This is a genomic window from Streptomyces sp. NPDC090083 (assembly GCF_044747445.1).
Classification (GTDB): Bacteria; Actinomycetota; Actinomycetes; order Streptomycetales; family Streptomycetaceae; genus Streptomyces.
In genome coordinates this window covers 276,917-301,278 of record NZ_JBIVED010000005.1, presented here as the reverse complement: position 1 = coordinate 301,278, position 24,362 = coordinate 276,917, and the positions used below count along the sequence as shown (strand labels likewise).

Here is a 24,362-nt window from a genome sequence, read left to right as displayed (position 1 = left end):
CTCAGCCTTTCCGTATGCGGGGGTCGAGGATCATGTAGAGGAGGTCCACGGCGTAGTTGACGAGAACGAACAGCAGGGCGATGGCGAGCGCGGCACCCTGCACCACGGGGTAGTCGCGTTGGAGGACTCCCTGGACCAGCAACCGGCCGACCCCGCCGTAGGAGAAGACGGTCTCGGTGATCACCGAGCCGCCGAGCAGGGAGCCGAACTGGAGGCCGAGGACCGTCACGATCGGCAGCCAGGAGTTGCGCAGGACGTGGCGGCGGACGACGGCGCTCTCCGTGAGCCCCTTCATCCGGGCGGTCCGGACGAAGTCGTCGCCGAGGACGTCGAGGACGGAGGCGCGCACGATCCGGGTGATGTACCCGGCCATCGAGAGCGCGAGGGTGGTGGCGGGCAGGATCAGGTGCTGGATCCAGGGGCCGATGAGTTCGGGGCGGTTCTGCAGGATCGCGTCGAGCAGCACGAAGTTGGTCGTCGGCCGGTAGTCCAGCGAGCTGGGCAGCCGTCCCAGGACGGGCAGCCAGCGCAGCCAGACGCCGAAGACGACGATGCCGATGACGCCGAGGGCGAACCAGGGCAGGGAGAAGCCGACGGTGGCGACCGCACGGATGGTGGTGTCGATCCAGGTGTTCCGGCGCAGGGCGGCCAGCACGCCGGTGCTCACGCCGAGCAGTACGGCGATGGTCATGGCCGCCAGCGTGAGTTCTACGGTGCTCGGCAGGGCGTCGCCGAGCAGGCTCAGGACGCTGTTGGAGCCGAAGAAAGACTCACCGAAGCGGAGGTGCGCCAGGTTGTCGAGGTAGGTCGTGTACTGGGTGAGCAGGGGCTGGTCGAGGCCGAGCGCCTGGCTGGCGCGGGCCTCGTTCTGGGCGATCTGCTCGGCACTGAGGTTCGAGCCGCCTCCGGAGAGCGAGGCGGTGGGGGAGCCCGGCAGCAGGCGCATCGCGATGAAGACGAGCGTGACCAGCGCGAACATGACGACGGGGATGCCGAGGAGTCTGCGGGCCATGGTCCGCAGGGTGTCGGCGCGTTCCGAGCGGGGGCGCCTGGGGCGTCTCGGGAGCGGCAGCGGGAGGGCGGTCATGCGGTGCCCTTCGGGTCGAGCGCGTCCCGCAGGTCGTCGCCGACGAAGTTGCAGGCGACGACGAACAGCAGGGTGAGGGCGGCCGGCAGCACCACCAGCCGGGGTGCGGAGTACAGGAACTCCTGGCCCGCCTGGACCATGTAGCCCCAGTCGGGCGTGGGCGGCTGGATACCCAGGCCCAGGTAGGACAGTCCGGCGGCGAACCCGGCGGCGACCGACAGGGTCATCACGACCTGGGCGACCATCGGTCCGGCGATGTTGGGCAGGATCTCCTGGAAGAGGACGCGCGGGCCGCGGGTGCCGCCGAGCCGGGCCGCGACGACGTAGTCCCGGGCGGACTCACGGGCCGTCAGTGCCCGGGCCAGGCGGGCCAGGCCGGGTGCGAGGGACACGCCGACACCGACGACGAGGCTGGTGGTGCCCGGTCCCGCGGCGGCGACCAGCAGGATGACCAGGAGGATCGACGGGAAGGCCAGGGCCAGGTCGACCACCCGCATCAGCACCTGCTCCACCAGGCCGCCCGCGTACCCCGCGAGCAGTCCGACGACGGTGCCGAGCACCGCCGCCAGGGCGGTGGCGGCGAACGCGACGAGCAGCAGCGGGCGTGCTCCGTGGACCAGCCGGGCCAGTTCGTCCCGGCCCAGGTCGTCGGTACCGAGCGGGTGACCGGGCGAGCCGAAGGGCAGCATCGCGGAAGAGGTCTGGCGGACCGGATCGGCGGTGACGAACCACGGGCCGGCCAGGGCGACCAGGACGATGAGCACCAGGCAGGCCCAGGACACCAGGGCGGGCCACGAGGTGCCCAGGCGGCGGGTCCGTTCTCCGGCGACACGGGCGGGGGCACCGGCGGGGGCGGTCGTCGTCCCCTCGGTGCTGCCGGTCGCGGCACCGGCCAGGTCAGACACTGGCCTTCTCCATGAAACAGCGGTGGTTGCCGAGTGCCGGAGCGTTGATGTTCTTCACCTTCGCGCCGCTGACCACGAGGTTGGTGGAGCAGGCCAGCATGGCGATCACCATGTACTCCTCCGCCCAGCGGCGCTGGATCTTGGAGTAGGCGGCGGTGCGCTTCGCGCCGTCGGGGAGGTTCTTGGCCGTCACCAGGTCCTCGGCCAGGGAGTCGACGCCGTCCAGGGTGTTCAGGCCGGTGATGGTGGAGCCGTACAGGCCCGCGGGGTTGGCCATGGAGCCGACCATGTTGTTGGGGTCGGGGACGTAGGAGTTGCGTTCCCAGATCATCAGGTCGTGGTAGTCGTCGTCGCCGTCGCTGAGGCGGCTGAAGTAGGAGGCGGGGTCGACGGAGGTGGCCTTCACCTTGAAGCCGGCGTCCTCCAGGTTCTGCTTGACGATCTGCGCGGCCTTGGGATGCCAGGAGTCGCTGGCCGCCATCAGCCCCAGTTCGCGGCCTTCGGCGCCGGCCTCCTTGAGGAGCTTCTTGGCCTGTGCGAGGTTGCGTGTGCTCAGGTCGGCGAGCGCGGTGTCGTAGCCGTTCTGGGCGGGCGGGATCGCGTAGCCCTCGGGTTCGCTGCCGACGCCGAAGAAGGCCTGCTGGACGATGGCCTTGCGGTCGATGGCGAGGTTGATGGCCTTGCGGACCTTCAGCTCGGGGATCCGCCGGGCGTCGATCATCAGGATCGCGTCGAAGCCCTCTTTGGTGTCGTAGACGGTGACCGAGGCGTCGGACTTGAGCTGTGCGACGGCGGAGTAGGGGGTGAACTGGGTGGCGGAGGTGTCGCCGCTGAGCAGGGAGCTGACGATCGCGGAAGGGTCCTGCACCTGGCGCAGGACGAGGCGGTCGACGGGCGGCTTGCCGAGGCGGAAGCCGTCGAACGCGGTGAGGGTGATGGCCTGGCCGGAGGTGGCCGAGGCGAACTTGAACGGGCCGGTGCCGACGAGGTGTTTGCCGATGTCGGCGCCGTACTTGTCGAGGGCCGCCTTGGAGATGACCCGGCCGCCGATGTCGGAGAGCTGGGCGAGGACCGTGCGGTCGGGCGACTTGAGGACCAGCTTGACGGTCAGGTCGTCGTCCGCCGTGAGGGAGGCGACGTTGTTGCCGAGGGATGCCAGTGGTCTGGTCGCGCCCGTGGGCAGGGTCTTGTCCTCGGGGTCGAACTGCCTGCCCAGGCTGGCGAGGACGTCGGCGGAGGTGAGTGTCGTGCCGTCGTGGAACGTGACGCCTTCGCGGAGGGCGAAGGTGTAGGTGAGCTGGTCGTCGGAGACGGTCCAGCTCTTGGCGAGGTCGGGTGCGGGTTCGTTGGACTCGAAGGAGATGAAGGTGAGGCCGCGGCAGATGCAGTCGACGGCCATCCAGTCGCCGAGCGTGGTGTAGAAGGCGGGGTCGTTGACGGCGCTGGTCGAGTCGATCGCCAGGGTGAGGGTGCCGCCCTTGCCGGATCCGCCGTCGGAGTCCCCCGACCCGTCGTCGGCGACACCGCAGGCGGTGAGCAGCGGGGTCAGGCCGAAGCCGACTCCGACGCCCAGGAGCCCGGCGCCGCGCAGCAGGGAGCGGCGCGAGACCGGCGGTCGGGCCGGGGTGAGTGCGGGTGATCCCTGCGGCTGATCCGGCATGAGGGCCTCCTTGGGCACCGTTCCTGGGAAATTTGGATCACATCTTGAACTGATTGGATCCAATAAGATGCTGTCGGTCTCGCGATTCCGAGCCGTGTCCCGAGTGTTACGGGATGATGAAACGCTGATATTTAATGTTTTGTCAGGAAGTGCAGCAGTGCTGGACGTCGGCCGACGGGTCGGGGATGTCCATCGCCGGGTTCCGGTCGAAGAAGCCGTCGGGCTCCAGGACCAGGCGCACCCGGTCCACCGGCATGACCGGCCACTGCTCGGGCCGCGGGAAGTGATGAGTGCCCACCACCGGCCACAGCACCAGCTCCGCACCGTCCAGCGAGCGGTCCTGCCGCTGCCAGACCTGCACCCCGTCCTCGCCGGGCTCCGCCTGGTTCGGGTACTGCCCGCCGACGAACCGCTCGGTGGGATCGGAGACCGTGGCCCACAGATGCTGGTGGACGAATGGCGCCCGGCGGGCCATCACCGAATCCGGTCGGGCGAACGGCCGGGTGGTGTTCGGCAGCAGCAGCCGGTACGCCGTCGGCTCGCCGTAGCGGTTCTCCTGATCGGCGCTCTCCACCCGCCAGTGCCGCGAGGTCGCCGGGTTGGTCAAGCGTGCTGCCCGTGCCTCGGACAGCAGCGGGGTGCGCACCATCCGCACCGCATTGCCGTAGGGGTCGTGGCGCGGATCGTCCTCGGCCTCCACGTTCTCCTCGACCAGCCGGTTGAGCGGACCGTCGACCGCGGTGTCCAGCCGCAGGCCGAAGTAGTGCTGGTGGGTGGGGGCCTGGACATTGCGGGAGACCACCCGGCCGTGCCGCACCTCCTCCCCCTCCTCGATCCCCGACGCCGACAGCATGCCGGTCAGCTTGATCTCCAGCTCGATCCTGCCGTCCTGGTACAGCGACCAGTAGAAGCCGTAGTCGTAGTTGGCGACCGTCTGGAAGGTGGAGACGATCAGGCGCCGTGAGCGGCGCACCTCATTCACCCCGCGCCGCAGGTCGTTGTGCTTCCACAGGACGCCGTCGTCCTCCTCGTGCATGCAGACCGCCTGGGCGACCTCCTGGGCGGTGCCGTCGCCCGCGAGGTAGGCGGCGTCGAAGTAGTGGATGACGCCCAGGCAGTCGCAGCCCAGGGCGAGGGAGTTGGTGAGCGGGCCGGCGCCGTACTCGCCCCAGTCGAAGAAGTTCTTGCGGAACTGCGTCGAGCTGGGGTCGAGGTAGGGCACGTACATCTCGTTGCACGCGGCGCGCTTGAGCACCGAACGGCCGAGGAAGGACAGGTCGTACAGCACCAGCCCCTCGCGGTGGGTGAAGCCGACCCGGAACTCCCAGCCCTGCCAGCTCACCCGGTGCCCGTCGACGGTGAAGCTCGGTCCCTCGGGCTGCACCACCTCCAGGGGCTTCAGCCCCTCGCGGTCCCTGCCGAAACCGCCCGCCGACAGCGGCCCCGCCTCCTCGGAGACCGGCACGACCCCGTGGTCCTCGACCTCCAGCACCTCCATCGTGGCCATGTCGATGAGCGGTATGACGCCCTGTACCGGCCGCACGTAGGCGTTGTCGTCCTCGCTGACGCGGTGCCAGACCGAACCCCAGGTGAGCCTGCGGTCCTTGTACTTCTCCGGCACGAAACCGCCGATGGACTCCGCGTCGATCACCGTCAGCGACACGTCGTGGATACCCCGGCGGGCCAGCGCCTCACGGAAGAGCGGGCTCGCGCGGCAGGACTGGGCGGCGGCGCGCGCCTCCGCGGACGTGATGCCGGGGCGCCGCACGTCCACCGGGCGCCAGGCCAGGCAGCGCGGGTCGGTGCCGAGCCGCACGTCGATCTCCCATGCGCCGGGCAGGTCGTGGTCCATGGCGACCAGGCCCACCCGGACCTCGCCCGCGGGCTGACGGCCCGCCATGACCTCACGGGCGAACGCCTCGTCCAGCACCGCGCCCCAGAACCTGGTCCGCTCGCCGAGCCGCCCGTCGGCCCGCGCCACGGCCACGGCGGCGTCGATCTCCGCCGGGGACAGCGGGTCGAGCGGATGGGTCCGCTCGCGCCGCGCGTGGATCCGGGTGCTGACGCTTCCGCGCTCCTCGCTCATGATGTCGCTCCGCTCGCTCGCGGGGTCCGGCCCAGGGGCCGACCCTTCTTTTGGATCCTGATAGAGATAGAATGGATACACAGCGTCGTACGGGGGCCGTCACCGGCGCACACTCCGCGCGGGCGGCCCCGGACCTCGCCGCACCGGCCGTGAACGGCCCCGATCACCCTCGTTCCGACGGAGACCCCATGGACACCGAACCGGCCGCCCCGACAGGCAAGGGCAAGGCGCTCGTCGACGACACCGCCGCCGCGATCCGCGCGCGGATCCTGTCCGGCGAGATCCCCATCGGAGCCCAGCTCCGCCAGGCGGAACTCGCCGACTCGCTCGGCGTCAGCCGCACCCCGGTGCGGGAGGCGCTGCGCCAGCTCCAGGCGGGCGGACTGATCGAGGTCCTCCCCAACCGCGGGGCCGTGGTCCGGGTCCCCGCGCCCTGGGAGGTCCGCGAGGCCTACGAGGTGCGTGCCGAGCTCGAAGGACTCGCGTGCGTTCGCGCGGTCCGCGCGGTCACCCCCGACGTGCTCCGGGAACTGCGCGAGGTCAACGAGACGGTGCGCACTGTCAGCGGCACCCCGGCCCCGGCCGAGGGCTCCTCTCCCTCCACCGCCGCCAACGACTGCTTCCACACGCTCATCCACACCGCCGCCGGCAACGAGCGTCTGGCCCGCGCCATCAAGGAGATCAACGAGGCCTTCCCGCGCAACGTCTCCGCGCTCGTCCTCCAGGACAACCCGCGCCACCGCGAGGACAACATCCGTGAGCACGAGCGGATCGTGGAGGCGCTCGCCGCCGAGGACGCCGAGCAGGCCCGTGCCGAGATGAAGGCCCATGTCATCAGCGCCGGAGAGCAGTTGGCCCGCTGGTACGAGCAGCGCTCGGCCACCGTGTTCCGCGGCTGACGTCCCGCGCGGGCGGGCTCCGCGCCTCATCGTCCGGCCTCCTCGGTGAGCCCCATGGCGGCCGGCGACAGGAAGTCCAGGTCGGGCCGCCGCCCGCCCTCGGCCAGATCGGCGAGGGCCGCGCCGAGCGCGGGCCCGAACTTGAAGCCGTGGCCCGAGCAGGCCGCCGCGACCAGCACCCGGTCCTCCCCGGGGAGCGCCCCGACGGCGAACCGGTTGGCCGGCGCCATCGTGTACCGGCAGGTGATGCTCTCCTCCACGGTTCCGTCGACTGCCGGGAGGAACCGGGCGGCCAGACCGAGCAGCCTCTCGCGTTCGGCCTCCGTGACCGGCCCGGCGCTGACCGAGGGGTCCTCCGCCGGGCCGTGATCCAGACCGATCTTGACGCCCGCTCCGCCGTGGGCCGGGATGCCGTAGAGCAGTCCGATGTCGGGGACCTCCACGGAGAAGGCGCCCAGCAGCGGCGGCTCCAGCAGATGGCGCCGGGAGGAGCCGAGGTGCAGGTTGACGATCCGCACCACCTTCAGCCGGGTGGCGAACGCTGACAGCAACTCGCCCGTCCAGGCCCCCGCGCACACCACCAGCCGGCCGGCGCGCAGCACGCCCCGCTCGGTGTCGACCCGCACGCCCGCGCCCTCGCGGCGCCAGCCGAGCACCGCGCAGCCGTCCCGGCGGTCCACTCCCTGGGCCTTGCCCAGCGCGGCCAGCGCGCCCAGCGAGGCGGCGGCGTCGATGACACCGGCGTCGGGATCGTGGACGGCGGAGAAGCCCTCGCACAGCCGCAGCCCTGGGAACAGTTCGGCGGCGCGTGCGTGGTCCACCGTCTCGCAGCCGGGGCCGCGCAGCCCGCCCCGGGCCGTCGTCGGCCGGGCGAACAGACCTCCGGTGACCGTCACCAGCCGTCGTCCGGCGGCCAGTTCGAGTTCCTCCCAGGCGCCGTAGGCGGTGTCGACCAGCCCGTCCCAGACCTCGGACGGGTAGGCACGGCGGATCATCCGGGTCCGGCCATGCGAGGAGCCCTCGGTATGGCCTTGCGGGTACCGGTCGAGGTGGATGACGCGGGCGCCGCGGGCCGCGAAGTGCCAGGCGGCCGAGGAGCCGTGGACACCCGCTCCGACCACGATCACGTCCGCGTGGTCCGCGTCGGTGGTGGCCGCTCCCCAGGGGACCCCGTCGGGCGCCGGAGCGGGCGTGGACACCGTCCCGGGCAGCGGTTCGGAAGCCGCTTCCCCACGCCGTGGGGCGGACCCGGCCGGGCGGCGCCGCCGTTCCCTTCCGTTCAGGGCTGCCACGAGCGCGTCCACGTCGTCGGCACTGTTGTAGACGTGCAGGGAGGCACGGACGACCCGTTCCAGACCCCGGCTGCCCAGATCCCACTGCCCGTGCGAGGCGGGCACGGTCGTCAGCCGGAACCCCAGAGCCCGCAGATCGCGTACGGTCTCGCGCGGATCCTCGTCCTGCCGCAGGAAGGTGACGATCCCCGAGGCAGCCGCGGGCGGGTCGGTGAGCCGTACGCCGGACACGTCCGGCAGGGCGCCCCGCAGCCGCGCGGCCAGCGCCGTCACATGGTCGCGGATCCGCTCGACGCCGAGACCGAGGGTCTCCTCCAGGGCGGTTCCGAGCCCCAGCCGCAGGGCGTGGGACGACTCCCAGGTCTCGTAGCGCCGCGCTCCCGGCATCACCTCGTAGCGGTACGCGGACGACCACTGGGCGCCCCGGACGTCGGGCGCCGTCGGTCTCGCCCGCTCGCGCACCCCGGGCCCCACGTACATCAGTCCGGTGCCGCGCGGTCCGCGCAGGAACTTCCGGCCGGTGGCGACGACGATGTCGCTGCGCGTCTCGCGGACGTCCACCGGCAGCTGGCCCAGCGACTGGGTCGCGTCGAGGAGCAGGGGTACGCCCGCGGCGGCGGCCAGCGCCCCGGCCGCCGCGACGGGTTCCACCAGCCCCGAGGACGTGGGCACATGGGCGAGCGTGACCAGCGAGGCCGGGGTGCGCAGGGCGCGCTCCAGCGCGTCGAGGTCGATGCGGCCGTCGGCGCCGGCGGGCACCACCTCCAGCTCGATGCCGTGCGACCGGCGCAGCTCCAGCAGGTGCAGGGCGGAGCTGACGTAGGTCGAGGAGGACGCCACGACCCGGTCGCCGGGCCCGAGGCGCAGGGCGTCCATGGCACGCTGCCAGGCCGTGGAGGCGCTCTCCACCAGGGCGATGTCCTCCGGCGCCGCGCCGAGGAGGCGGGCCGCTGACCGATAGACCTCCTCGGTCCGCGGGGCGAGCGCCTCAGCGGCCTCGTAGCCGCCGAGCAGCGACTCCATCCGCAGGTGCTCGGTGATGGTGGCGAGCGTCGCGCGGCTGGGCAGCGCGGCGCCGGCGGCGTTCATGTGGTGGGCGTGGCGCATCCCCGGGGTGGCGGCACGCAGGGCGGCGACGTCGAGGTGTGCCGTGCCGGGGGCGGGCGCGGGCGCCCGGAGCGGGACGAGGTCGGTGCTCATAGTGCGACGACCACCGCCTTGCGCTCGCAGTAGGAGTACAGGGCGTCGTCGCCGAGGTCCCGGCCCAGGCCGGAGTCGCCGAACCCGCCGAAGGGCAGTGCCGGGTCGAAGACGTTGTAGGTGTTGATCCACACCGTTCCGGCGCGCAGTCGCGCGGCCATGCGGTGAGCGCGGGAGAGGTCCTTGGTCCACACGCCCGCGGCCAGCCCGTAGGAGGTGTCGTTGCCGATGGCCACCGCCTCCTCCTCGTCCTCGAAGGGGATCACGCCGAGCACCGGGCCGAAGATCTCCTCACGGGCGATCCGCATGGCGTTGGTGACGCCGGTGAACAGCGCGGGCTCGACGAAGTAGCCCGGCCGGTCCGGGACCTGGCCGCCGGTGACGAGCCGCGCGCCCTCGGCGATGCCGGACTCGACGTACGACAGGACCTGTTCGCGCTGCTCCTCGGAGACGAGCGGGCCGACGGTCACACCGCCGTCCAGGCCGTTGCCGACGGGGACCTTGCGGACCGCCTCGGCGAGACGCTCCTCCATCTCGGCGAGGACCGGGCGCTGGACCAGGAGCCTGCTGCCGGCCGTGCACATCTGCCCGGAGTGGCCGAAGCTCGCGCGGATCGCGGTGGTGACGGCGGCGTCCAGGTCGGCGTCCGCGAAGACGATGTTGGGGCTCTTGCCGCCGAGTTCGAGGGTGAGCCGCTTGACTCCGGGGGCGGCGGCGCTCATGACGAGACGGCCGACCTCGGTGGAGCCGGTGAAGGACACCTTGGCGACATCGGGGTGCGCGGTGAGCGCGGCACCCACCTCGCCGTCGCCGGTGAGGACGTTCAGCACGCCCGGTGGCAGTCCCGCCTCCTCGCACAGCGCGGCGACACGCAGCATGGTGAGCGGGGTCTGCTCAGCGGGCTTGACGACGACCGTGCAGCCCGCGGCGAGCGCGGGGGCCAACTTGAAGCAGCCGGTCATGATGGGGAAGTTCCACGGCAGGATCAGCGCGGCGACCCCGGCGGGTTCGGGCACGGTGTAGACGTGGTGCGCCGCGTCCAGCGGGACCACGGTCCCGGTGAGCCGGGTGGGTGCGCCCGCGAAGTGCCGGAAGGTCCTGGCGCTCATCGCCGTGTCGGCGCGTGAGCGTTCGACGGGTTTGCCGTTGTCGCGGGTTTCGAGGACGGCGAGTTCCTCGGCGTGCTCCTCGATCAGTTCGGCGATCCGGTGGAGGATCCGGCCGCGCTCCGCGGGCGGCAGACCTCGCCAGCGCCCGTCCTGGTGGGCGGCGGTGGCCGCGGCGACGGCGCTGTCCACGTCCTCGGGCGTGGCCTGGGCGACATGGGTCAGGACGGTGGCGGAGGCGGGGTCGTGGACCGGGAACGTGACACGGTCACCGGGGACGATCCACCGGCCCGCGACGAGAAAGGGCTCCAGCGGCAGCGGTTGGGCGTTGAACCGGGTCATGGCGTCTTCCAAGGAGGGTGGGCCGGTCCCAGGACCGGGAGGGGGCGGTCAGACGAGGTCGAAGTACTCGCGCTGCTCCCAGTCGGAGACATGGGCCAGGTAGCGGGCGAACTCCGCGCGTTTGATCGTGGTGAGCCAGGTGATGACGTCCCGTCCCAGGGCCTCGGCGAAGACCGGGTCCGCGTCCAGGGCGTCCAGCGCGCTTCCGAGCGAGGTGGGCAGGGCGGGCGCCTCGGCGTCGTAGGGGTCGGTGACCGGGAGGCCCGGGTCGAGGCCGCGGGCCATGCCGTCCATGCCGCTGACGATCTGTGAGGCGATGTAGAGGTACGGGTTGGCCGCCGGTTCGCCGGAGCGGTTCTCCAGCCGCGTGGCACCACCGCCCTGTGCGCCGGCGACACGCACCATGGCGCCTTTGTTGTCGATGCCCCACACGACCCGGTCGGGTGCCAGGGACATCGACCGGTACCGCTTGTAGCCGTTGACGGTGGGGGTGGTGAACACGGCTGCCGCATGGGCGTGTTCCAGGAGCCCCGCGAGGTAGTGCAGGCCCGTCGGGGACAGCGTCTGCCCCGGCGCGGGGTCGAAGACGGCGTCTCCGGTGACACGGGAGCGCAGCGACTGGTGCAGGTGCCAGCCCGTCGAGGCGCTCTCCGCTCCGGCGGGCCGGGCCATGAACGTGGCGTGGTAGCCGTTCCTGCGGCAGATCTGCCGCACGGCGGCCCGCACGAGGAGGGCGTCGTCCGCGGCCCGGAGCGCATCGCGCGCGTCCAGGGTCAGCTCCAGCTGACTGGGACCGAACTCCAACTCCACGGTGCGCAGCGGCAGATCGAGGCCGGTCAGGCCGTCGTGCAGGAGGCCGACGAGGTCGTCCACGCGGTCGAGGCCCTCCTCGTGGAGGAGCTGCGCGCCGCTGGTCAGCGGTTCGACCTGGAGCGCCGGGCCGGGTGCGCCGCCCGTGGTGCGGTAGACGTGGAACTCCAGTTCGACGCCGATCGTGAGGTCGTAGCCCTGGTCGGCGAGCGCGGTCAGCCTGTTCCGCAGCAGGCCGCGTGAACAGAACGCGGCGGGGGTGCCGTCCGGGTGGTGGACGTCGCACAGCAGCCAGCCCGTGCGCCGGGCCCAGGGAAGGACGCGAAACGTCGTCGGGTCGGGCACGAGGACGAGGTCACCGGCCCCGGCGAAGCGTCCGGAGACCAGCGGGTCGCCCTCGGTGAAGACGGGGAAGACCGTTCGGCCGGAGGTGTCCTTGAGGAGCAGCGAGGACGGCGCCGTGATCCCGGAGCGCAGCGCGCCGGCGACCGCCTCCCGGGTCAGTGTCTTGCCCCGGAGCACACCGTGCTGGTCGGCGAAGGAGAACCGGACCATGTCCAGGCCGAGTTCGTCCATCACCCGGCGCATCTGGCCGGCGGCGGCGTGGTGGCGTTCGTCCCACAGGCCGTGCCGTTCGACGAAACCGCCGGACCGGGTGGGGGGCAGCGGGCGGGCGCCGGGGCCCTGCCCGCCCTCGGCGCGCGGGCGGGCGTCAGCGCTGCGCATGCCGTACCTCCCGTCCGGCCCAGGGCGAACGCGCGCGCCGTTCGGACTCCCGGGTGCGCCAGGCGGTCTCCCAGCCGTCGACGGGTGTGACGGTGTCGATGGCGAGAGGGCCGGTCAGTTCCTCGGCCGCCCGTTCGTCGAGGGGGAGACCGGGGACGGTGGTGCCGTTCTCGAAGGCGGTGACGGCCTTCAGGAGCAGCCTGCGGTTGGCGGTGACGGCACGGTCGGAGACGCCGAGTCGTTCGACGGTACGGTCCTGGACGGGGCCCATGCTCTCCACCGCCCACTGGTCGTGCACGTTGATGTCCAGGCCCATGCCGGTGTACGTCAGTTCGCGCTGTTCCCGGGGGTCGAAGCCCCAGTCGTTGCCGCGGTTGCGCAGCGGACGGTAGTCCGGCAGCGACACCTCCGCGAGACGCTGGGCGAGCAGGGCGGCCTGGTCGGTGACCTCCTCGAAGTCGTAGAGGATCATGAACCAGTAGTGGTTCTCGTCGTCGATGGGGACGTGCCACTGGCAGAACGCCTTGCCGTTGCCGAAGGGCACCACGAAGGCGTTGGGGAAGACCAGGTTGGTGATCCGCACGTGCCGGACGTCCTCGGCCAGGTCGCGCAGCGCGAACACCCGCAGTCCGTGCTCGGCGCTCTCCACCTCGATGTCCGGGCGGAAGGCGGCGCCGACCAGCTCGGAGAGCTTTCTGCCCGTACCCTCCACCACCTCGCTGAACTGCTGCCCGTACACCTCGCGCGGGTCCTCGCCGACGAAGCGGTGCAGGAAGGAGACATGGCTCGGATCGATGCCGCCCTCCACGCCCTGGAGCCAGTTGCACTCCCACCAGCCCTTGAAGGCGAAGGTGTACTCCTCGGGCGCGCGGAAACAGTCGTACGCCGGGAAGGGCGGCGGATCGCCGGTGCCGAGGTAGGCGAAGACGATGCCGTTGCGCTCGGCGCAGGCGTAGCTGGGGATGCGGACCTTGGCGGCGAAGGTGCTGTGCTCGGGTTCGGCGGGCTGTTCGACGCACTGGCCGTCGGGTCCGTACAGCCACCCGTGGTAGAGGCAGCGCAGTCCGCCGTTCTCGCGGCGCCCGAAGGAGAGGTCGACGCCCCGGTGGGCGCAGTACCGGCCGACCAGCGCCCACGTGTCGCCGGCTGACGCCCCGGCATCACCGGGGACGTCCGGGCCGTCCTCGCGCCGGAACAGGACCAGGTCCTCGCCCATGATGCGGACGGCCTTGACGGGCCGGTCCCCGGACAACTCCGAGACGAGCGCGACGGGTTGCCAGTAGGCGCGCATGAGCTGTCCGAGGGGCGTGCCCGGGCCGGTGCGCGTGACGCGCTCGTTGTCCTCGCGACTGAGCATCGCTCTCCTCGTGCATGCGATCGATCTAAGATTGGATCCAATACTTGCACATCAGAATCCACTGCAACAGGGGTACTTTTCGTCGGGCGGCCGTCAGGCCCGGGCTTCGGCCTCCGCGGGAAGAGGCAAGTCCTCTGATCCGTATACGAGTTGGCCGAACACGTGCGTCATGGCCAGGCGAGCATGACGGCCATGGTGCCGATCATGAGGGCGCCACCCGACTCCGCGGCGAGCAGGGCCTGTCGTGCGGGACGGGGGCCGGTCGGCCGGGCCGGCCACGCCCGGGACACGAGGACCGCACCGATGCGGGCCAATCCCCAGCAGCCGACGAGGACCAGCACGGCCCACGCGGTGGCCGCACCTTCCGCGACGGAAACGGAGGCGGAGACCGATCCGGAACCGTCGTGGTGAGTGTTCTCGGAACCCACGGCGACGGCGCTCAGCATCGCCATCGCCGCCAGGTTCACCGACTCGGCGGATCTGCGGTACGAGCAGCCGACACGCCACTGCCACACGCAGACGGCACCGAGCACCACGGCACCCGCCGACAGGCCGTCAGGACCCGTGGCACCGGGCAGCATGGCGAGCATGACCACCGTCACGACCGCGTGCGGCAACCACTGCCGCGGGGGAGAGGGCAGATGGCCGGCGAGGCAGAGCACGGCCCCGGCCAGTCCGGCGACCCGCAGCACGTCATGCACGAGGCCGGCCCGGGACGCGGTACCGGGCACAGGACGACGAAGTGGCGCGCACGATCCTCCTGGTGTCTCACACCGCCGGCGGGACTACCCGGCGGACACGACAAACGTGCGCGCTACATGTTTCAACATTGAACTGCCACGCGTTTCTCCTGAGTAACGGATTGCGGGCCCCGTCGGTACGGTGAGCATCCGGCCCGGCAGGCCGTGCGGTCGGTCGTCCCGGGAGGACGCTCGACTCGTGGGCGCCGGGCGGGTGGTGGAACCGTGGGCGGTGGACGCGTGGGCGTCGACGCCGACACCGAGGACACGGCCGTCATGCCTGTCCCCGCGATACCACCAGCCGTCAAGCCTGTCCCTGCGAGTACCAGTAACAACAGGATCTGGAACCCGGCGGTCGTGCACGGTGATCCTGTCGTCATGGCACACGTACTCGTTACCGGTGGGACCGGCTTCCTGGGCTCCCACACGATCGCGCGGCTCCTGGCGTCGGAGCACAAGGTCACGGCCACGCTCCGCTCGCTGAAGCGGCAGCCCGACGTCGAAAGGATGCTCGCCGTGGCTGAGGCACCGGGGTGGGAGGACGTCTCCTACGTCGAGGCGGACCTGACCTCCGACGCCGGCTGGGACCGGGCCGTAGCGGGGGCCGACTATGTCCTGCACATCGCCTCGCCCTTCCCCGCCTCCCGTCCGAAGGACGAGAACGAACTGATCGTCCCGGCCCGAGACGGTGCCCTACGGGTGCTGCGGGCCGCGCGGGCCGCAGACGTCAGGCGGGTGGTCCTGACGTCCTCGTTCGCGGCGGTCGGCTACGGCCACGGCCCGACGGACCAGGTCTTCACGGAAGCCGACTGGACGAATCCTGACGGGCCCGGTGTGAGCCCGTACGTCAAGTCGAAGGCTGTCGCCGAGCGCGCGGCATGGGATTTCGTCGCCGCCGAGGGCCACGGTCTGGAACTCACCACGATCAACCCGGTCGGGATCTTCGGCCCGGTACTCGGTTCCGACTACTCCAGCTCGATCCGCATCATCCACGCGATGCTCACCGGTGCCATGCGCGCCGCACCGCCGATCTGGACCAACACCGTCGACGTCCGGGACGTCGCCGACCTGCACATCAAGGCGATGACCTCGCCGGCTGCCGGCGGGCAGCGGTACCTCGCACTGGCGGGGGAGCCGATCTCCTTCCAGCAGATCGCGCTCGCCCTCCGCGCCCAGCTGGGCGAAGCCGCCGCGAACGCACCCACCCGGTCCGCCCCCGCCTGGCTGCTGCGGCTGCTGTCCACGGTCAGCCCGCAGCTGCGCGAGACGGTGCCTCAGCTGGACGTGGTCCGCCGGGCCAGCAACGCCAAGGCCCGAGAACAGCTGGGCTGGGCACCGCGCTCGAACGAGGAGAGCGTCGTCGAGAGTGCACGCAGTCTGGTGCGGCTGGGCCTGCTCGCCGATTAACGTCGAAGGATGAACGAGATGGCGGACACCCTCGGCGACTTCCTGCGGGCCCGGCGCGAACGGCTCAGCCCCCAGGAGGCCGGCCTGCCCGCCGGAGAGCGCCGCCGGGTACCGGGGCTGCGCCGGGAGGAGGTCGCCCACCTCGCCGGTATCAGCCCCGAGTACTACCTGCGCCTGGAGCAGGGCCGCAACCAGCACCCCTCCGACCAGATCCTCGACAGCCTGGCCGCGGCGCTGCACCTCGACGACGACGCCGTCGCCTACCTGCACCGCCTCGCCCACCCCACACCGCCCGCCCGGCGACGCCGTCACCGGTCCCAGGCGGGCCAGGCGGACCTCCAGCCCCTGCTCGACAGCTGGCCTGTCACACCCGCCTATGCTCAGGGAACAGCCGGCCGCGTCGTCGCCGCCAACCGCCTGGCTGTGGCCCTGTGTCCGTTCTTCGCCGTGGGGAGCAACCCCCTGCGCGCCGTGTTCCTCGATCCCGAGATGCGCAGCCTCTACCCGCAGTGGGACGACGTGACCGCCAAAGCCGTCTCCGGACTGCGCGCGACCCTCAGCATCGACGACGCCGATCCCGAACTCCTGGAGACCATCGGCGAGTTGACGGTCGCCAGCGAACGCTTCCGTACTCTCTGGGCCAGACGGGAAGTGCGCCGCCGCGCCATCGGCTACACGCGGTTCAACCATCCTCTGGTCGGGCAACTGGAGCTGCACTACGAGAAGTTCCTCAGGCCGGAGGCGGACCAGCTCCTCGTCGTCTACCACGCCGAGCAGGGATCACCGAGCGCCGAACGCCTGCAACTGCTCACCAGCCTCTGACACTTAGGCACTGACAGCACGCCCCACCCGTACCTGGACCCGGGGCGGCCGGCTGTTGCTCAGGCGCCGGCCTGGAGGCGCAGGCCGGTCAGGGTGAGTTCCAGGGCGGAGCGGAACTGGTCGATGTCGTCGTGGCCGTCGAACTCGTCCACGATCTCGTGGACGAACGGGAATTCCTCGGGGTCGAGTTCGCGCCAGGTCTTGGCGAAGCGGCTGAGGAATTCCTCGCGGGTCGTGGCGCCGTCGAGGATCTCCTGGGGCGGCTCCTGGCCGAGGTCGACGGCGGAGCCGACGACGACGCCGACGATGGCGGACACCGCGTAGAACCGCTGGAGTGCGGTGAGGTCGAGGCGGAGCGTCTGCTGGCCGAGCCTCTCGTACAGGCGCAGGGCGTTGCCCTGGACGTCGGTGTTGCGCATGAAGTAGTCGCCGAGCCAGGGGCGTTCGACGATCCCGTCGAAGAGTGTCAGGGCCATCTCGCGCAGGGCGTCGATCGGGTCGTCGCGGTGCGGGAGGCTCTCGATGTCGACCAGGACCGTGCCCATCACGTGGTCGGTCGCGCGGTCGAGGAGTTCGTCCTTGCTGTCGACGTACCAGTAGATGCTGGCCACGCCGCCGCCGAGGCGCTGGGCGAGCGCCCGGAACGTGAGGGCCGACGCGCCGGCCTCGTCCAGCAGGGCCACCGCCTCCGTGAGTACGGACTCCATCGAGTGCGAGGCCCGTCGGCGTCCCGTACCCGAGCGGCTCTGAAGGCGTGCCATGGCTGTCGTCTCCTCGCTTTTTCACGTCTCTCACGTCGCGTCTTGCATCGTATCGAACGTTGTTCTATCGTACCGCATCGTACGGTGTTCGATACCCGTACAGCGTTCGATGACCGTGCGCCGTTCGATGACCGAACGGTGTTCGACCGGAAGGCCTGTGATGACCACGACCACGCTGCACACACCAGCACGCTTCTACCCGTCCCTACGCGCGGCGTGGATCCCTCTGGCAGCCCTCTGCCTGGCCTTCTTCGTCGAAATGGTCGACAACACACTGCTCTCGATCGCCCTCCCCACGATCGGCCGCGACCTCGGCAGCGGGACGACCGCGCTGCAGTGGGTGACCGGCGCCTACTCGCTGACCTTCGGCGGACTGCTGCTCACCGCCGGGTCGATAGCGGACCGGTTCGGCCGTCGCCGAGTGCTCCTGATCGGGCTCGGCGTGTTCGGCTCGCTGAGCCTGCTCGTCGTCTTCGTCACCACCGCGGGCGAACTCATCGCCCTCCGGGCCGCGCTAGGCATAGCCGCCGCCGCGATGGCCCCGATCACGAACTCCCTCGTCTTCCGCCTCTTCGACGACAAGGCGCTGCGCATGCGCGCCATGACGGTGATGATCGTCGTGGGCATGTCCGGCTTCGTCCTCGGCCCCCTGCTCGGCGGCACCGCGCTGGCCCATGTGCGGTGGGAGTGGCTGCTGGTCGTCAACGCCCCGATCGCCCTCATCGCCTGCGTCGGCGTACGGCTCGGTGTGGCCGCCGACCGGGCCGAGGACCTGACCAAGGACTCGCTCGACGTACCCGGCGCCGCCCTGAGCGTCACGGCCATCGGCCTCGCCTGCTACTCGCTCACCAGTGGCGTCGAGCACGGCTGGCTCTCCACGATCACCCTGGTCTCCATCGCCGGTGCCCTCGCGGCCGCGATCGCGTTCGTCCGGCACGAGCGCCGCAGCGCCGCCCCCATGCTGGATCTGGGCCTGTTCACCAGCGGCACCGTCCGGGGCGCGGCCATCGCCCAGGTCGGTACGTCCATCGCGATGGCCGGCATCATGTTCGGCCTGATCCTGCACTTCCAGTACGCGTACGGGTGGAGCCCGGTGCGCGCCGGGCTGGCCAACCTGCCGATCATCGTGACCATGCTCGTCGCGACCCCGCTGTCCGAATGGCTCGGCCGCCGCTTCGGCCACCGCGTCGCCTGCCTGGTGGGCGCGGCCTGCCTGGCCGGTTCGCTGGCCGGTCTGTCCTGGGGCGTCGATCACGGATACGTCGCCATCGCGGTCTGCATGGTGATCATGACCGTAGGACTGCGCACCGTGATGACGATCTGCGCGGTCGCACTCGTCGACGCGATGCCCGCCAACCGCACGTCCATCGGCGCCGCCCTCAACGACACCGCCCAGGAGGTCGGCTCCAGCATCGGCACCGCGGTGGTCGGCACCCTCATCGCCGCCCTGGTCACCACCCAACTGCCCGCCGGTACCTGGAGCCACGGCCTCGTGGCGTCTTTCTTCCACGGCGAACGGATCACCTACGGCGTCCTCGCCGTCGTCGTCGGCCTGATCGCCGCGGGCGGCGCGCTCAGCCTCACCGACTCCCACAGCGTGGAGGAGCACGCCGACGAGGACGCCGCCTGAGGAACACCCCGACGATGCATCCAGCACGTCACCCGACCGTGGGCAGTTCCGCCCTCGAACCGTTCACCCTCGCCGCCGGTCAACCCGGCGGCGAGGGTGTGCCGGGCTCGGGGTTACCGCCCCCGCAATCCGCACCGGATCGCTCGGCTCATCAGGGCCCACCGCCGTCAGGGGCGTCCAGGGTGATGTCGTCGGCGAAGTAGGTGCCCTGCGCGTACCAGCCGTGCACGTAGATCGTGGCGCTGGTCTGGGACGTGCCTGTCGTGAAAGAGACAGTCAGGTGGCTGTAGCGAGAGGGAGATTTGACCCACGTCGAGGGGCCGCCGTCCACGCCCAGGTAGACGTACGAGCCGCGGACCCAACCACCGAGCGAATAGCTCGTGTTGGGCTGGACCGCGACGGTCTGACTGCCCTGTGCGACATCGCTCGCAGTCACAGCTCCCCGGAGAGCCTTGGCCCCTCCATGAACAGGGGACGAGACGACCGAAACCAGGTCGCTGGTGGTGTTCCACGGCGAGAGGCCGTCCGACTCGAAGCCGGGGTTGGCCAAGAGGTTGGCTCCATCGGGCGCACGCGTGGTGGTCGGGTTGGGGTCGGCGGACGCGTTCTCCGCCGGCGCCGCTGTGGGGGTGTCGGTGCGGTCGAGGAGCAGGCGGCCGCAGCCGAAGCCTGCGACGGCTGCCGCGCCCAGTGCGATCACCACTGCCAGGCGGCGACGTCGTACCGGTCCGGAGGCTGGGCTGCGACCGCCCGTATACGACGGGTGGGTGTCGCGGTCGGCGGCGGGCGGCAGTTCCTGAATCCCGGCGTCGATCTGAGGGGATCGTGCGGGTGCGGGTGCGGGTGCGGGTGCGGGTGCGGGTGCGGTGTCGTGTCGGCGGTAGTCCTTGTCTTGGCGTAGTTCGGTGAGGAGTTGGCCTATCGCGTCGGTGCGGTACCGGTGCGGCTCCCGGACGGGCTCCAACGCGGGGCGATCGTCCGGCGACCCGGACCCGGGCGGTGTGGACACAGTGCGCTCCTTCCGTCCCCCGGCAAGGATCTGAGTCGGCCCTCAGCCAGGGATACGCTCCAGCCGCCACGGGTGTTCAGCCGTGACCCGCGCCCCAGGGCATGCCCGCCGGACGTGCACTTCGGCGAACCTGCCATCCGTCGCGGACGTCGTCGACGAGCGTGCATTCCCAGGAAACGGAGGCGTTGCCGGAGCAAGGGGCTCGCAGTGTCGTTGGCATCTGGTGACCAGCCGACGACCGGCTGCTCGACGTCGATCGGGGTGAGCGAGCCGGAAGGCGGTTCAGCTGCCGGAGGCCAAGGCCCGGAGTCGGTCCAGCGTCTCGCGGATGACGTCCTGCAAGGCTTCGTCCTGGGAAGCGCTGACCCATCGTGAGAAGGCGACGCGGAACACGGTGACGCTGGTCTCGGCGGCCAGAGTGGCCTCGATGTCGTCGATGCCCCGCTGCCGCAACCTGTCGGCCAGCGCGGCGGACAGGAACGTGAGCTTGATCAACTCGCGTTCGCGGAGATCGGCGTTGGCCGTGATCACCTCCTGGCGCAGTCCGGCGAGCTGGCGGTCGCCGCCCACCATCTGGGCCACGGCTTCCAGTACGGCCGCGACGGCATCCAGTGCCGACGCCGTGGCCGGTACCTCGTCGAGAGCGGCGAGAGACTTCTCCTCCAGGGCCGAGGAGTCGTCGAAGAGGACCTCGCGTTTGTCGGCGAAGTACCGGAAGAACGTGCGGGCGGTCACGCCTGCCCGCTCGGCGATGTCCGCCACCGTCGTCTGCTCGAAACCGCGCTCCAGATAGAGCGACAGCGCGGCCTCACGCATCCGCTCACCTGCCCCAGGCTTCCACCGTCCCATGCCGGGAGTGTAGGTGATGTCACCTCGTGACACCGTGCTCCGTCCGAGGTGATGTCACTCCATGACATCGCCATGCTAGGGTCATGTCATTCAATGACATCACTCCTCGGAGGCACCGATGCGGCGCATCCAGTACCACCAGTACGGCGGACCCGACGTCATGCGGCTGGAGGACTTCGAACCGGCCGGTCCCGGGCCCGGCGAAGTCCTGGTCCGCGTTCGCGCGGCCGCGGCCAATCCGATGGACTGGGGCATTCGCGGCGGCGCCATGAAGATGGTGACCGGGCGGAAGTTCCCGCGCGCACTGGGCCACGACTTCGCGGGCGTCGTCGAGGCGGTGGGCGCGGGCGTCACCCGGCTCGCCGCCGGCGACGAAGTGCTCGGCGGGGCGTCGATCAAGGCCTCGGGAGCCTTCGCCGAGATGGTCCTGGCCGCGGAGAAGGGCGTCGTGAGGAAGCCCGCGGAACTCTCCTTCGAGGAGGCCGCCGCCATCCCGACCGTCGGGCTCTCGGCCTTCCAGGCCCTTACCAAGAAGGGCGAACTGCGGCCTGAACACGCCGTGTTCATCAACGGCTGCCTCGGCGGAGTCGGCCGAGCCGCAGCTCAGCTGGCCCTGGCGCGCGGCGCCTCGGTGGGCGGCAGTTGCCGCGCCACCGCGATGCAGGCCGCCCGCGACCTCGGCATCGACCCGACCGTCGCGTTCGGCTTCGACCCGGAGCCACTAGGCGGCCGGTTCGACATCGTCCTCGACACCGCCCACACGCTGTCCGACCGAGCGGCGAAGCGGCTGCTCAAACCGGGCGGGCGCATCGTCGGCCTCCACCCCACGCCTGCGACGCTGGCCAAGGCCGCTTTTCCAGGCCCCTACCGCGTCCTGGTCGCCCAGGTCTCGACAGAAGATCTTGAGGAGGTCGCGCGCGCCGCCGGACGGGGTGTCCTGCGGGTGCCGATCGCCCGCACGGTACCGCTCACGGACGCCATCGAGGCGCTCACCGAACTCGAGCGCGACGGCACACCCAAGGGCGGCAAACTCGTCGTCACCACCGGCTGACACCCACCTCCGGCCGACCGTCGGCCTCCTCCCGTACAGGAGCTCTTCGAATGAGCGCACAGATCTGGGTACTCGGCGGCACCGGACGCAGCGGCCGTGCCATCGCGGAGCAGCTCGCCCAGCGCGGCCTTCCGGCCGTCCTCGTCGGACGGGACGCGAACCGTCTGCACACCGCGGCGGAACAGTCCGCCGCCGAAACGCTGCTGGCTCCGTCCCTCGCGGCCGCCGCATCGGAAATCCGGCGGCAACGACCCGGCGTGGTCATCAACACGGTCGGGCCGTTCACCGAGACGGCCCCTGCGGTCGTCGACGCCTGCCGTGACGTTCGCTGCCACTACATCGACCTGGCGAACGATGTCGCGGCGCTCTCCGCCGTGTTCGACATGCACGACGCGGCCACCCGGGTGGGTCACACGCTGGTCACCGGCGCCGGGTTCGGCGTGACCGCCACCGAGAGTGTCGTGGTGAAGCTGTGCGAGGGCCGTCCCGCACCCCTTCGGGTCCGGGTCGACATGGTGCCCTCGTTGGCGATGGAGGAAGGCACCGTAGGTGAAGCCCTGATTGGCACCTTGTTGGGCGGACTCGAAGGCCATCGGATCACTGAGGGTCGTCTGACGCGCGCCCAGATGTTCGGTGACGCCGTGCGTCTCACGCTGCCGGACGGATCCCAAGTGACCACGGCGAGCATGCCGTTGGGTGAACTCCTCGCCGCTCAGCGGGCGAGCGGTGCCCGCCATGTCCTCTCGGCGTCGAGTGAGGCGCCGTCCTCGTTCGTGATCCGGGCGATGATGCCTGCCGTGAGCACGCTCATGCGGTCGGAGCGGCTGCGGTCGTTCACCGTACGTCGCCTCGCGCGGGTACGTGTCAAGGCGAGGGAACGGTCGCGTGATCACTCCTGGGGGCACGCCACGATCATCTGGGCGGACGGCGAGACCCGAGAGGGCTGGCTGCGCCTGGGCGACGCGCAGGAATACACCGGAGCGGTGCCCGCAGAGATCGCCAAGCGGCTGCTGGCCGGTGAGGGCTCGCCCGGCGCCTACACGCCGGCCGCCCTCTTCGGGTCCGCCCTGGCCGAATCGTGCGGCGGCGAATACCTGCTGCCCAGGCCCGTCCGGCGATGACGTGCGTACGGTCCTGTCCGGTCCCATCCGCGCCGCACCCGGTCAGCCGCCCAGTCCGCCTGCGGGGGATCGGCGTAGCGGCCAACTGCGTTCGCCATGACGGGCGTCGAGACGTGAAGCGGATCGCCGAGACGCCGGCTGACCTGCCTCGTCACTCGGGAAGAGTCACGCAACAACGAGCCCCGGCCAGGCGGGGGAGACGGTGAGCCCTCCGGCTCGGAGGTCTGCGCGCAGTGGGGCGATCACTGGACCGGTCACCGGGGCGGGGAGCCGGCCGAATGGTGAACTGGCCGCCCGGGCAACGGGGTTGGGGAAGTGCTCGAGGGCGGCACCAGTAGGCGACCTGGAAACCGTCAGTGGAACCCTTGGCTGAAGTGGCCGAAGTGGCCGAAGTGGCCGAAGTGGCCGAAGTGGCTGACGTGGTGGACGTAGAAGGGTCGCACGGTGGGTGCGCCCGGCGCCTCGGCCGCGGTGAACAGCGGGACGAACCGGGCGTGTTCGGCGTACGGGGGAGGAGGCGCGCCGTCGCGGAAGTCTCGGGAACGACGAACGCCGGTTGCGCTCCGCGTCATCGTCCTGGGGCGCAACCACTACGGCGGCGACAACGATCGAAAATCCACCTGTTCTGCGACCGCAACGGACTGCCCCTGTCTCTGGGGATCTCCGGTGCCAACATGCACGACAGCCTCGGCCTCGAACCCCTCGTGCGCGGGATTCTGTCCATCCGATCCCGCCGCGGCCCACGGCGACGAAGGCTGGCGAAACTACACGCGTACAAGGGTTACGACTACGACCACCTGTGCCGATGGCTCCTCAGGCGCGGAATCCGCCCCCGCATCGCCCGCAAGGGCATCGAGTCCTCACAGCGTCTCGGCCGCTACCGATGGGTCGTCGGGAGAACCGTGTCCTGGCTCGCCGGCTGCCGCCGACTCCACCGCCGCTACGAGCGCAAAGCCGAACACTTCCTCGCCTTCGTCGGCATAGCCGCGGCCCTGATCGCCTATCGCAGACTGGTCAGGGAGAAGGCCTGACGATGCTGCCTGTCACACCCGTCCGTCATGCTCTGCGACATGAACGAGGACGTCTTCTGGCAGCTCATCCATGAGTGCAGCCCTTCAACCCCTGACCCTGACGGCCATCAGCTCGCCGCTTCTCTGGCAGCCCGCCTGGCGAAGGGACCCGTGTTTGACGTGGTCGGCTTCGCCGAGCAGCTTTCCTGGGCGCTGTACAGACTGGACCGTAGGGAATACGGCGATGACCTGTCGAGCGATCAGTTCCTCTACACCCGGGCTGGGGTCGTCGCAGCTGGCCGGGAGGAGTACGAGAGCGTACTTCGGGACCCACAGCGGTTCATGCCCTACGCCAACGGCCTCGTCTGGGCCGAGGCACTGCTCTACGTACCCGACAAAACCTACGAGCACCTCACCGGAGACGAGTGGGACCGCAGTACCCGGTACAGCTACGAGTCCTACTCCAATCGTGCCGGGTGGACGGACGCATAG

General features: G+C 70.8%; 20 protein-coding genes and 1 pseudogene. 8 read left to right on the top strand and 13 right to left on the bottom strand.

Going from position 1 to position 24,362, the window contains the following annotated elements:
* Position 1 precedes the first annotated feature (1 nt).
* From ACIPTO_RS20800 to ACIPTO_RS20785, 4 genes are all read right to left on the bottom strand, one after another.
* A complete protein-coding gene (locus ACIPTO_RS20800; protein WP_401194255.1) occupies positions 2 to 1,087 on the bottom strand; it encodes an ABC transporter permease in 1,086 nt (361 codons plus the stop codon).
* Positions 1,084 to 1,992: an ABC transporter permease gene (locus ACIPTO_RS20795; protein WP_401194252.1), complete on the bottom strand. Its 909-nt coding sequence runs from the start codon at positions 1,990 to 1,992 to the stop codon at positions 1,084 to 1,086. Before ACIPTO_RS20795 ends, ACIPTO_RS20800 begins: the two co-directional genes overlap by 4 nt.
* A complete protein-coding gene (locus ACIPTO_RS20790; RefSeq protein WP_401194249.1) occupies positions 1,985 to 3,652 on the bottom strand; it encodes an ABC transporter substrate-binding protein in 1,668 nt (555 codons plus the stop codon). Before ACIPTO_RS20790 ends, ACIPTO_RS20795 begins: the two co-directional genes overlap by 8 nt.
* Positions 3,653 to 3,794: 142 nt before the next feature.
* Positions 3,795 to 5,738 carry a primary-amine oxidase gene (locus ACIPTO_RS20785; RefSeq protein ID WP_401194247.1) on the bottom strand — a complete coding sequence of 648 codons (1,944 nt, stop codon included), beginning with the start codon at positions 5,736 to 5,738 and terminating at the stop codon, positions 3,795 to 3,797.
* 188 nt (positions 5,739 to 5,926) lie between these two features.
* Here ACIPTO_RS20785 and ACIPTO_RS20780 point away from each other — a divergent pair, with 188 nt between their 5' ends.
* Positions 5,927 to 6,637, top strand: a complete 711-nt coding sequence (locus tag ACIPTO_RS20780) for a GntR family transcriptional regulator (protein WP_366314883.1) — start codon at positions 5,927 to 5,929, stop codon at positions 6,635 to 6,637.
* A gap of 26 nt (positions 6,638 to 6,663) precedes the next feature.
* On the opposite strand, the gene ACIPTO_RS20775 is transcribed toward ACIPTO_RS20780, so the two are convergent.
* The 5 genes from ACIPTO_RS20775 to ACIPTO_RS20755 form a co-directional block, all read right to left on the bottom strand.
* Positions 6,664 to 9,129 carry an FAD-dependent oxidoreductase gene (locus ACIPTO_RS20775; protein ID WP_401194244.1) on the bottom strand — a complete coding sequence of 822 codons (2,466 nt, stop codon included), beginning with the start codon at positions 9,127 to 9,129 and terminating at the stop codon, positions 6,664 to 6,666.
* Positions 9,126 to 10,577 (bottom strand): aldehyde dehydrogenase family protein, encoded by a 1,452-nt coding sequence (locus tag ACIPTO_RS20770; RefSeq protein WP_366314881.1) that lies wholly within the window; start codon positions 10,575 to 10,577, stop codon positions 9,126 to 9,128. Before ACIPTO_RS20770 ends, ACIPTO_RS20775 begins: the two co-directional genes overlap by 4 nt.
* A gap of 48 nt (positions 10,578 to 10,625) precedes the next feature.
* Entirely contained in the window at positions 10,626 to 12,113 is a 1,488-nt protein-coding gene (locus ACIPTO_RS20765) for a glutamine synthetase family protein (RefSeq protein WP_401194242.1), read from the bottom strand.
* Positions 12,100 to 13,470: a Rieske 2Fe-2S domain-containing protein gene (locus tag ACIPTO_RS20760; RefSeq protein ID WP_401194239.1), complete on the bottom strand. Its 1,371-nt coding sequence runs from the start codon at positions 13,468 to 13,470 to the stop codon at positions 12,100 to 12,102. The genes ACIPTO_RS20765 and ACIPTO_RS20760 overlap by 14 nt, the downstream gene beginning before the upstream one ends.
* A 167-nt stretch (positions 13,471 to 13,637) precedes the next feature.
* Entirely contained in the window at positions 13,638 to 14,201 is a 564-nt protein-coding gene (locus tag ACIPTO_RS20755; protein WP_401194237.1) for a hypothetical protein, read from the bottom strand.
* Positions 14,202 to 14,588: 387 nt separating this feature from the next.
* Between ACIPTO_RS20755 and ACIPTO_RS20750 the strand changes: the two genes are divergently transcribed.
* Together ACIPTO_RS20750 and ACIPTO_RS20745 are read left to right on the top strand one after the other, a co-directional pair.
* Positions 14,589 to 15,617: an NAD-dependent epimerase/dehydratase family protein gene (locus ACIPTO_RS20750; protein ID WP_401194234.1), complete on the top strand. Its 1,029-nt coding sequence runs from the start codon at positions 14,589 to 14,591 to the stop codon at positions 15,615 to 15,617.
* A gap of 9 nt (positions 15,618 to 15,626) precedes the next feature.
* Positions 15,627 to 16,439, top strand: coding sequence for a helix-turn-helix domain-containing protein (locus tag ACIPTO_RS20745; protein WP_401194231.1), 813 nt, complete (start codon positions 15,627 to 15,629; stop codon positions 16,437 to 16,439).
* A 59-nt stretch (positions 16,440 to 16,498) separates the two neighbouring features.
* On the opposite strand, the gene ACIPTO_RS20740 is transcribed toward ACIPTO_RS20745, so the two are convergent.
* On the bottom strand, positions 16,499 to 17,146 hold the full coding sequence (locus ACIPTO_RS20740) for a TetR/AcrR family transcriptional regulator (RefSeq protein ID WP_366315821.1): 648 nt from the start codon (positions 17,144 to 17,146) through the stop codon (positions 16,499 to 16,501).
* Between the two features lie 214 nt (positions 17,147 to 17,360).
* Between ACIPTO_RS20740 and ACIPTO_RS20735 the strand changes: the two genes are divergently transcribed.
* Positions 17,361 to 18,830, top strand: a complete 1,470-nt coding sequence (locus ACIPTO_RS20735) for an MFS transporter (RefSeq protein ID WP_401194229.1) — start codon at positions 17,361 to 17,363, stop codon at positions 18,828 to 18,830.
* Between the two features lie 157 nt (positions 18,831 to 18,987).
* Here the strand turns inward: ACIPTO_RS20735 and ACIPTO_RS20730 are convergent.
* Both ACIPTO_RS20730 and ACIPTO_RS20725 read right to left on the bottom strand, forming a co-directional pair.
* Positions 18,988 to 19,539 (bottom strand): annotated as a pseudogene (locus ACIPTO_RS20730) (carbohydrate binding domain-containing protein); the annotation flags it as partial.
* A gap of 582 nt (positions 19,540 to 20,121) precedes the next feature.
* On the bottom strand, positions 20,122 to 20,688 hold the full coding sequence (locus tag ACIPTO_RS20725) for a TetR/AcrR family transcriptional regulator (RefSeq protein ID WP_401194226.1): 567 nt from the start codon (positions 20,686 to 20,688) through the stop codon (positions 20,122 to 20,124).
* Between the two features lie 118 nt (positions 20,689 to 20,806).
* Between ACIPTO_RS20725 and ACIPTO_RS20720 the strand changes: the two genes are divergently transcribed.
* Together ACIPTO_RS20720 and ACIPTO_RS20715 are read left to right on the top strand one after the other, a co-directional pair.
* Positions 20,807 to 21,739, top strand: a complete 933-nt coding sequence (locus ACIPTO_RS20720) for an NADP-dependent oxidoreductase (RefSeq protein WP_401194224.1) — start codon at positions 20,807 to 20,809, stop codon at positions 21,737 to 21,739.
* Positions 21,740 to 21,789: 50 nt separating this feature from the next.
* Positions 21,790 to 22,860 (top strand): saccharopine dehydrogenase NADP-binding domain-containing protein, encoded by a 1,071-nt coding sequence (locus ACIPTO_RS20715; RefSeq protein ID WP_401194221.1) that lies wholly within the window; start codon positions 21,790 to 21,792, stop codon positions 22,858 to 22,860.
* 353 nt (positions 22,861 to 23,213) lie between these two features.
* Here ACIPTO_RS20715 and ACIPTO_RS20710 read toward each other — a convergent pair whose 3' ends face one another.
* Positions 23,214 to 23,432, bottom strand: coding sequence for a hypothetical protein (locus tag ACIPTO_RS20710; protein WP_401194754.1), 219 nt, complete (start codon positions 23,430 to 23,432; stop codon positions 23,214 to 23,216).
* On the opposite strand from ACIPTO_RS20710, the gene ACIPTO_RS20705 reads away from it, so the two are divergent.
* Both ACIPTO_RS20705 and ACIPTO_RS20700 read left to right on the top strand, forming a co-directional pair.
* Positions 23,355 to 23,891 carry an IS5 family transposase gene (locus ACIPTO_RS20705; RefSeq protein WP_401194735.1) on the top strand — a complete coding sequence of 179 codons (537 nt, stop codon included), beginning with the start codon at positions 23,355 to 23,357 and terminating at the stop codon, positions 23,889 to 23,891. The two genes, ACIPTO_RS20710 and ACIPTO_RS20705, sit on opposite strands and share 78 nt — an antisense overlap.
* A gap of 39 nt (positions 23,892 to 23,930) precedes the next feature.
* Positions 23,931 to 24,362: a DUF4240 domain-containing protein gene (locus tag ACIPTO_RS20700; RefSeq protein ID WP_401194219.1), complete on the top strand. Its 432-nt coding sequence runs from the start codon at positions 23,931 to 23,933 to the stop codon at positions 24,360 to 24,362.

What these genes read in the sequence shown, in the direction of transcription:
- ACIPTO_RS20800 (WP_401194255.1), bottom strand. Translation starts at nt 1,087, where the DNA reads ATGACCGCCCTCCCGCTGCCGCTCCCGAGACGCCCCAGGCGCCCCCGC.
- ACIPTO_RS20790 (WP_401194249.1), bottom strand. Translation starts at nt 3,652, where the DNA reads ATGCCGGATCAGCCGCAGGGATCACCCGCACTCACCCCGGCCCGACCG.
- ACIPTO_RS20785 (WP_401194247.1), bottom strand. Translation starts at nt 5,738, where the DNA reads ATGAGCGAGGAGCGCGGAAGCGTCAGCACCCGGATCCACGCGCGGCGC.
- ACIPTO_RS20780 (WP_366314883.1), top strand. Translation starts at nt 5,927, where the DNA reads ATGGACACCGAACCGGCCGCCCCGACAGGCAAGGGCAAGGCGCTCGTC.
- ACIPTO_RS20775 (WP_401194244.1), bottom strand. Translation starts at nt 9,129, where the DNA reads ATGAGCACCGACCTCGTCCCGCTCCGGGCGCCCGCGCCCGCCCCCGGC.
- ACIPTO_RS20770 (WP_366314881.1), bottom strand. Translation starts at nt 10,577, where the DNA reads ATGACCCGGTTCAACGCCCAACCGCTGCCGCTGGAGCCCTTTCTCGTC.
- ACIPTO_RS20765 (WP_401194242.1), bottom strand. Translation starts at nt 12,113, where the DNA reads ATGCGCAGCGCTGACGCCCGCCCGCGCGCCGAGGGCGGGCAGGGCCCC.
- ACIPTO_RS20760 (WP_401194239.1), bottom strand. Translation starts at nt 13,470, where the DNA reads ATGCTCAGTCGCGAGGACAACGAGCGCGTCACGCGCACCGGCCCGGGC.
- ACIPTO_RS20750 (WP_401194234.1), top strand. Translation starts at nt 14,589, where the DNA reads ATGGCACACGTACTCGTTACCGGTGGGACCGGCTTCCTGGGCTCCCAC.
- ACIPTO_RS20745 (WP_401194231.1), top strand. Translation starts at nt 15,627, where the DNA reads ATGAACGAGATGGCGGACACCCTCGGCGACTTCCTGCGGGCCCGGCGC.
- ACIPTO_RS20740 (WP_366315821.1), bottom strand. Translation starts at nt 17,146, where the DNA reads ATGGAGTCCGTACTCACGGAGGCGGTGGCCCTGCTGGACGAGGCCGGC.
- ACIPTO_RS20735 (WP_401194229.1), top strand. Translation starts at nt 17,361, where the DNA reads ATGACCACGACCACGCTGCACACACCAGCACGCTTCTACCCGTCCCTA.
- ACIPTO_RS20725 (WP_401194226.1), bottom strand. Translation starts at nt 20,688, where the DNA reads ATGGGACGGTGGAAGCCTGGGGCAGGTGAGCGGATGCGTGAGGCCGCG.
- ACIPTO_RS20720 (WP_401194224.1), top strand. Translation starts at nt 20,807, where the DNA reads ATGCGGCGCATCCAGTACCACCAGTACGGCGGACCCGACGTCATGCGG.
- ACIPTO_RS20715 (WP_401194221.1), top strand. Translation starts at nt 21,790, where the DNA reads ATGAGCGCACAGATCTGGGTACTCGGCGGCACCGGACGCAGCGGCCGT.
- ACIPTO_RS20710 (WP_401194754.1), bottom strand. Translation starts at nt 23,432, where the DNA reads ATGACGCGGAGCGCAACCGGCGTTCGTCGTTCCCGAGACTTCCGCGAC.
- ACIPTO_RS20700 (WP_401194219.1), top strand. Translation starts at nt 23,931, where the DNA reads ATGAACGAGGACGTCTTCTGGCAGCTCATCCATGAGTGCAGCCCTTCA.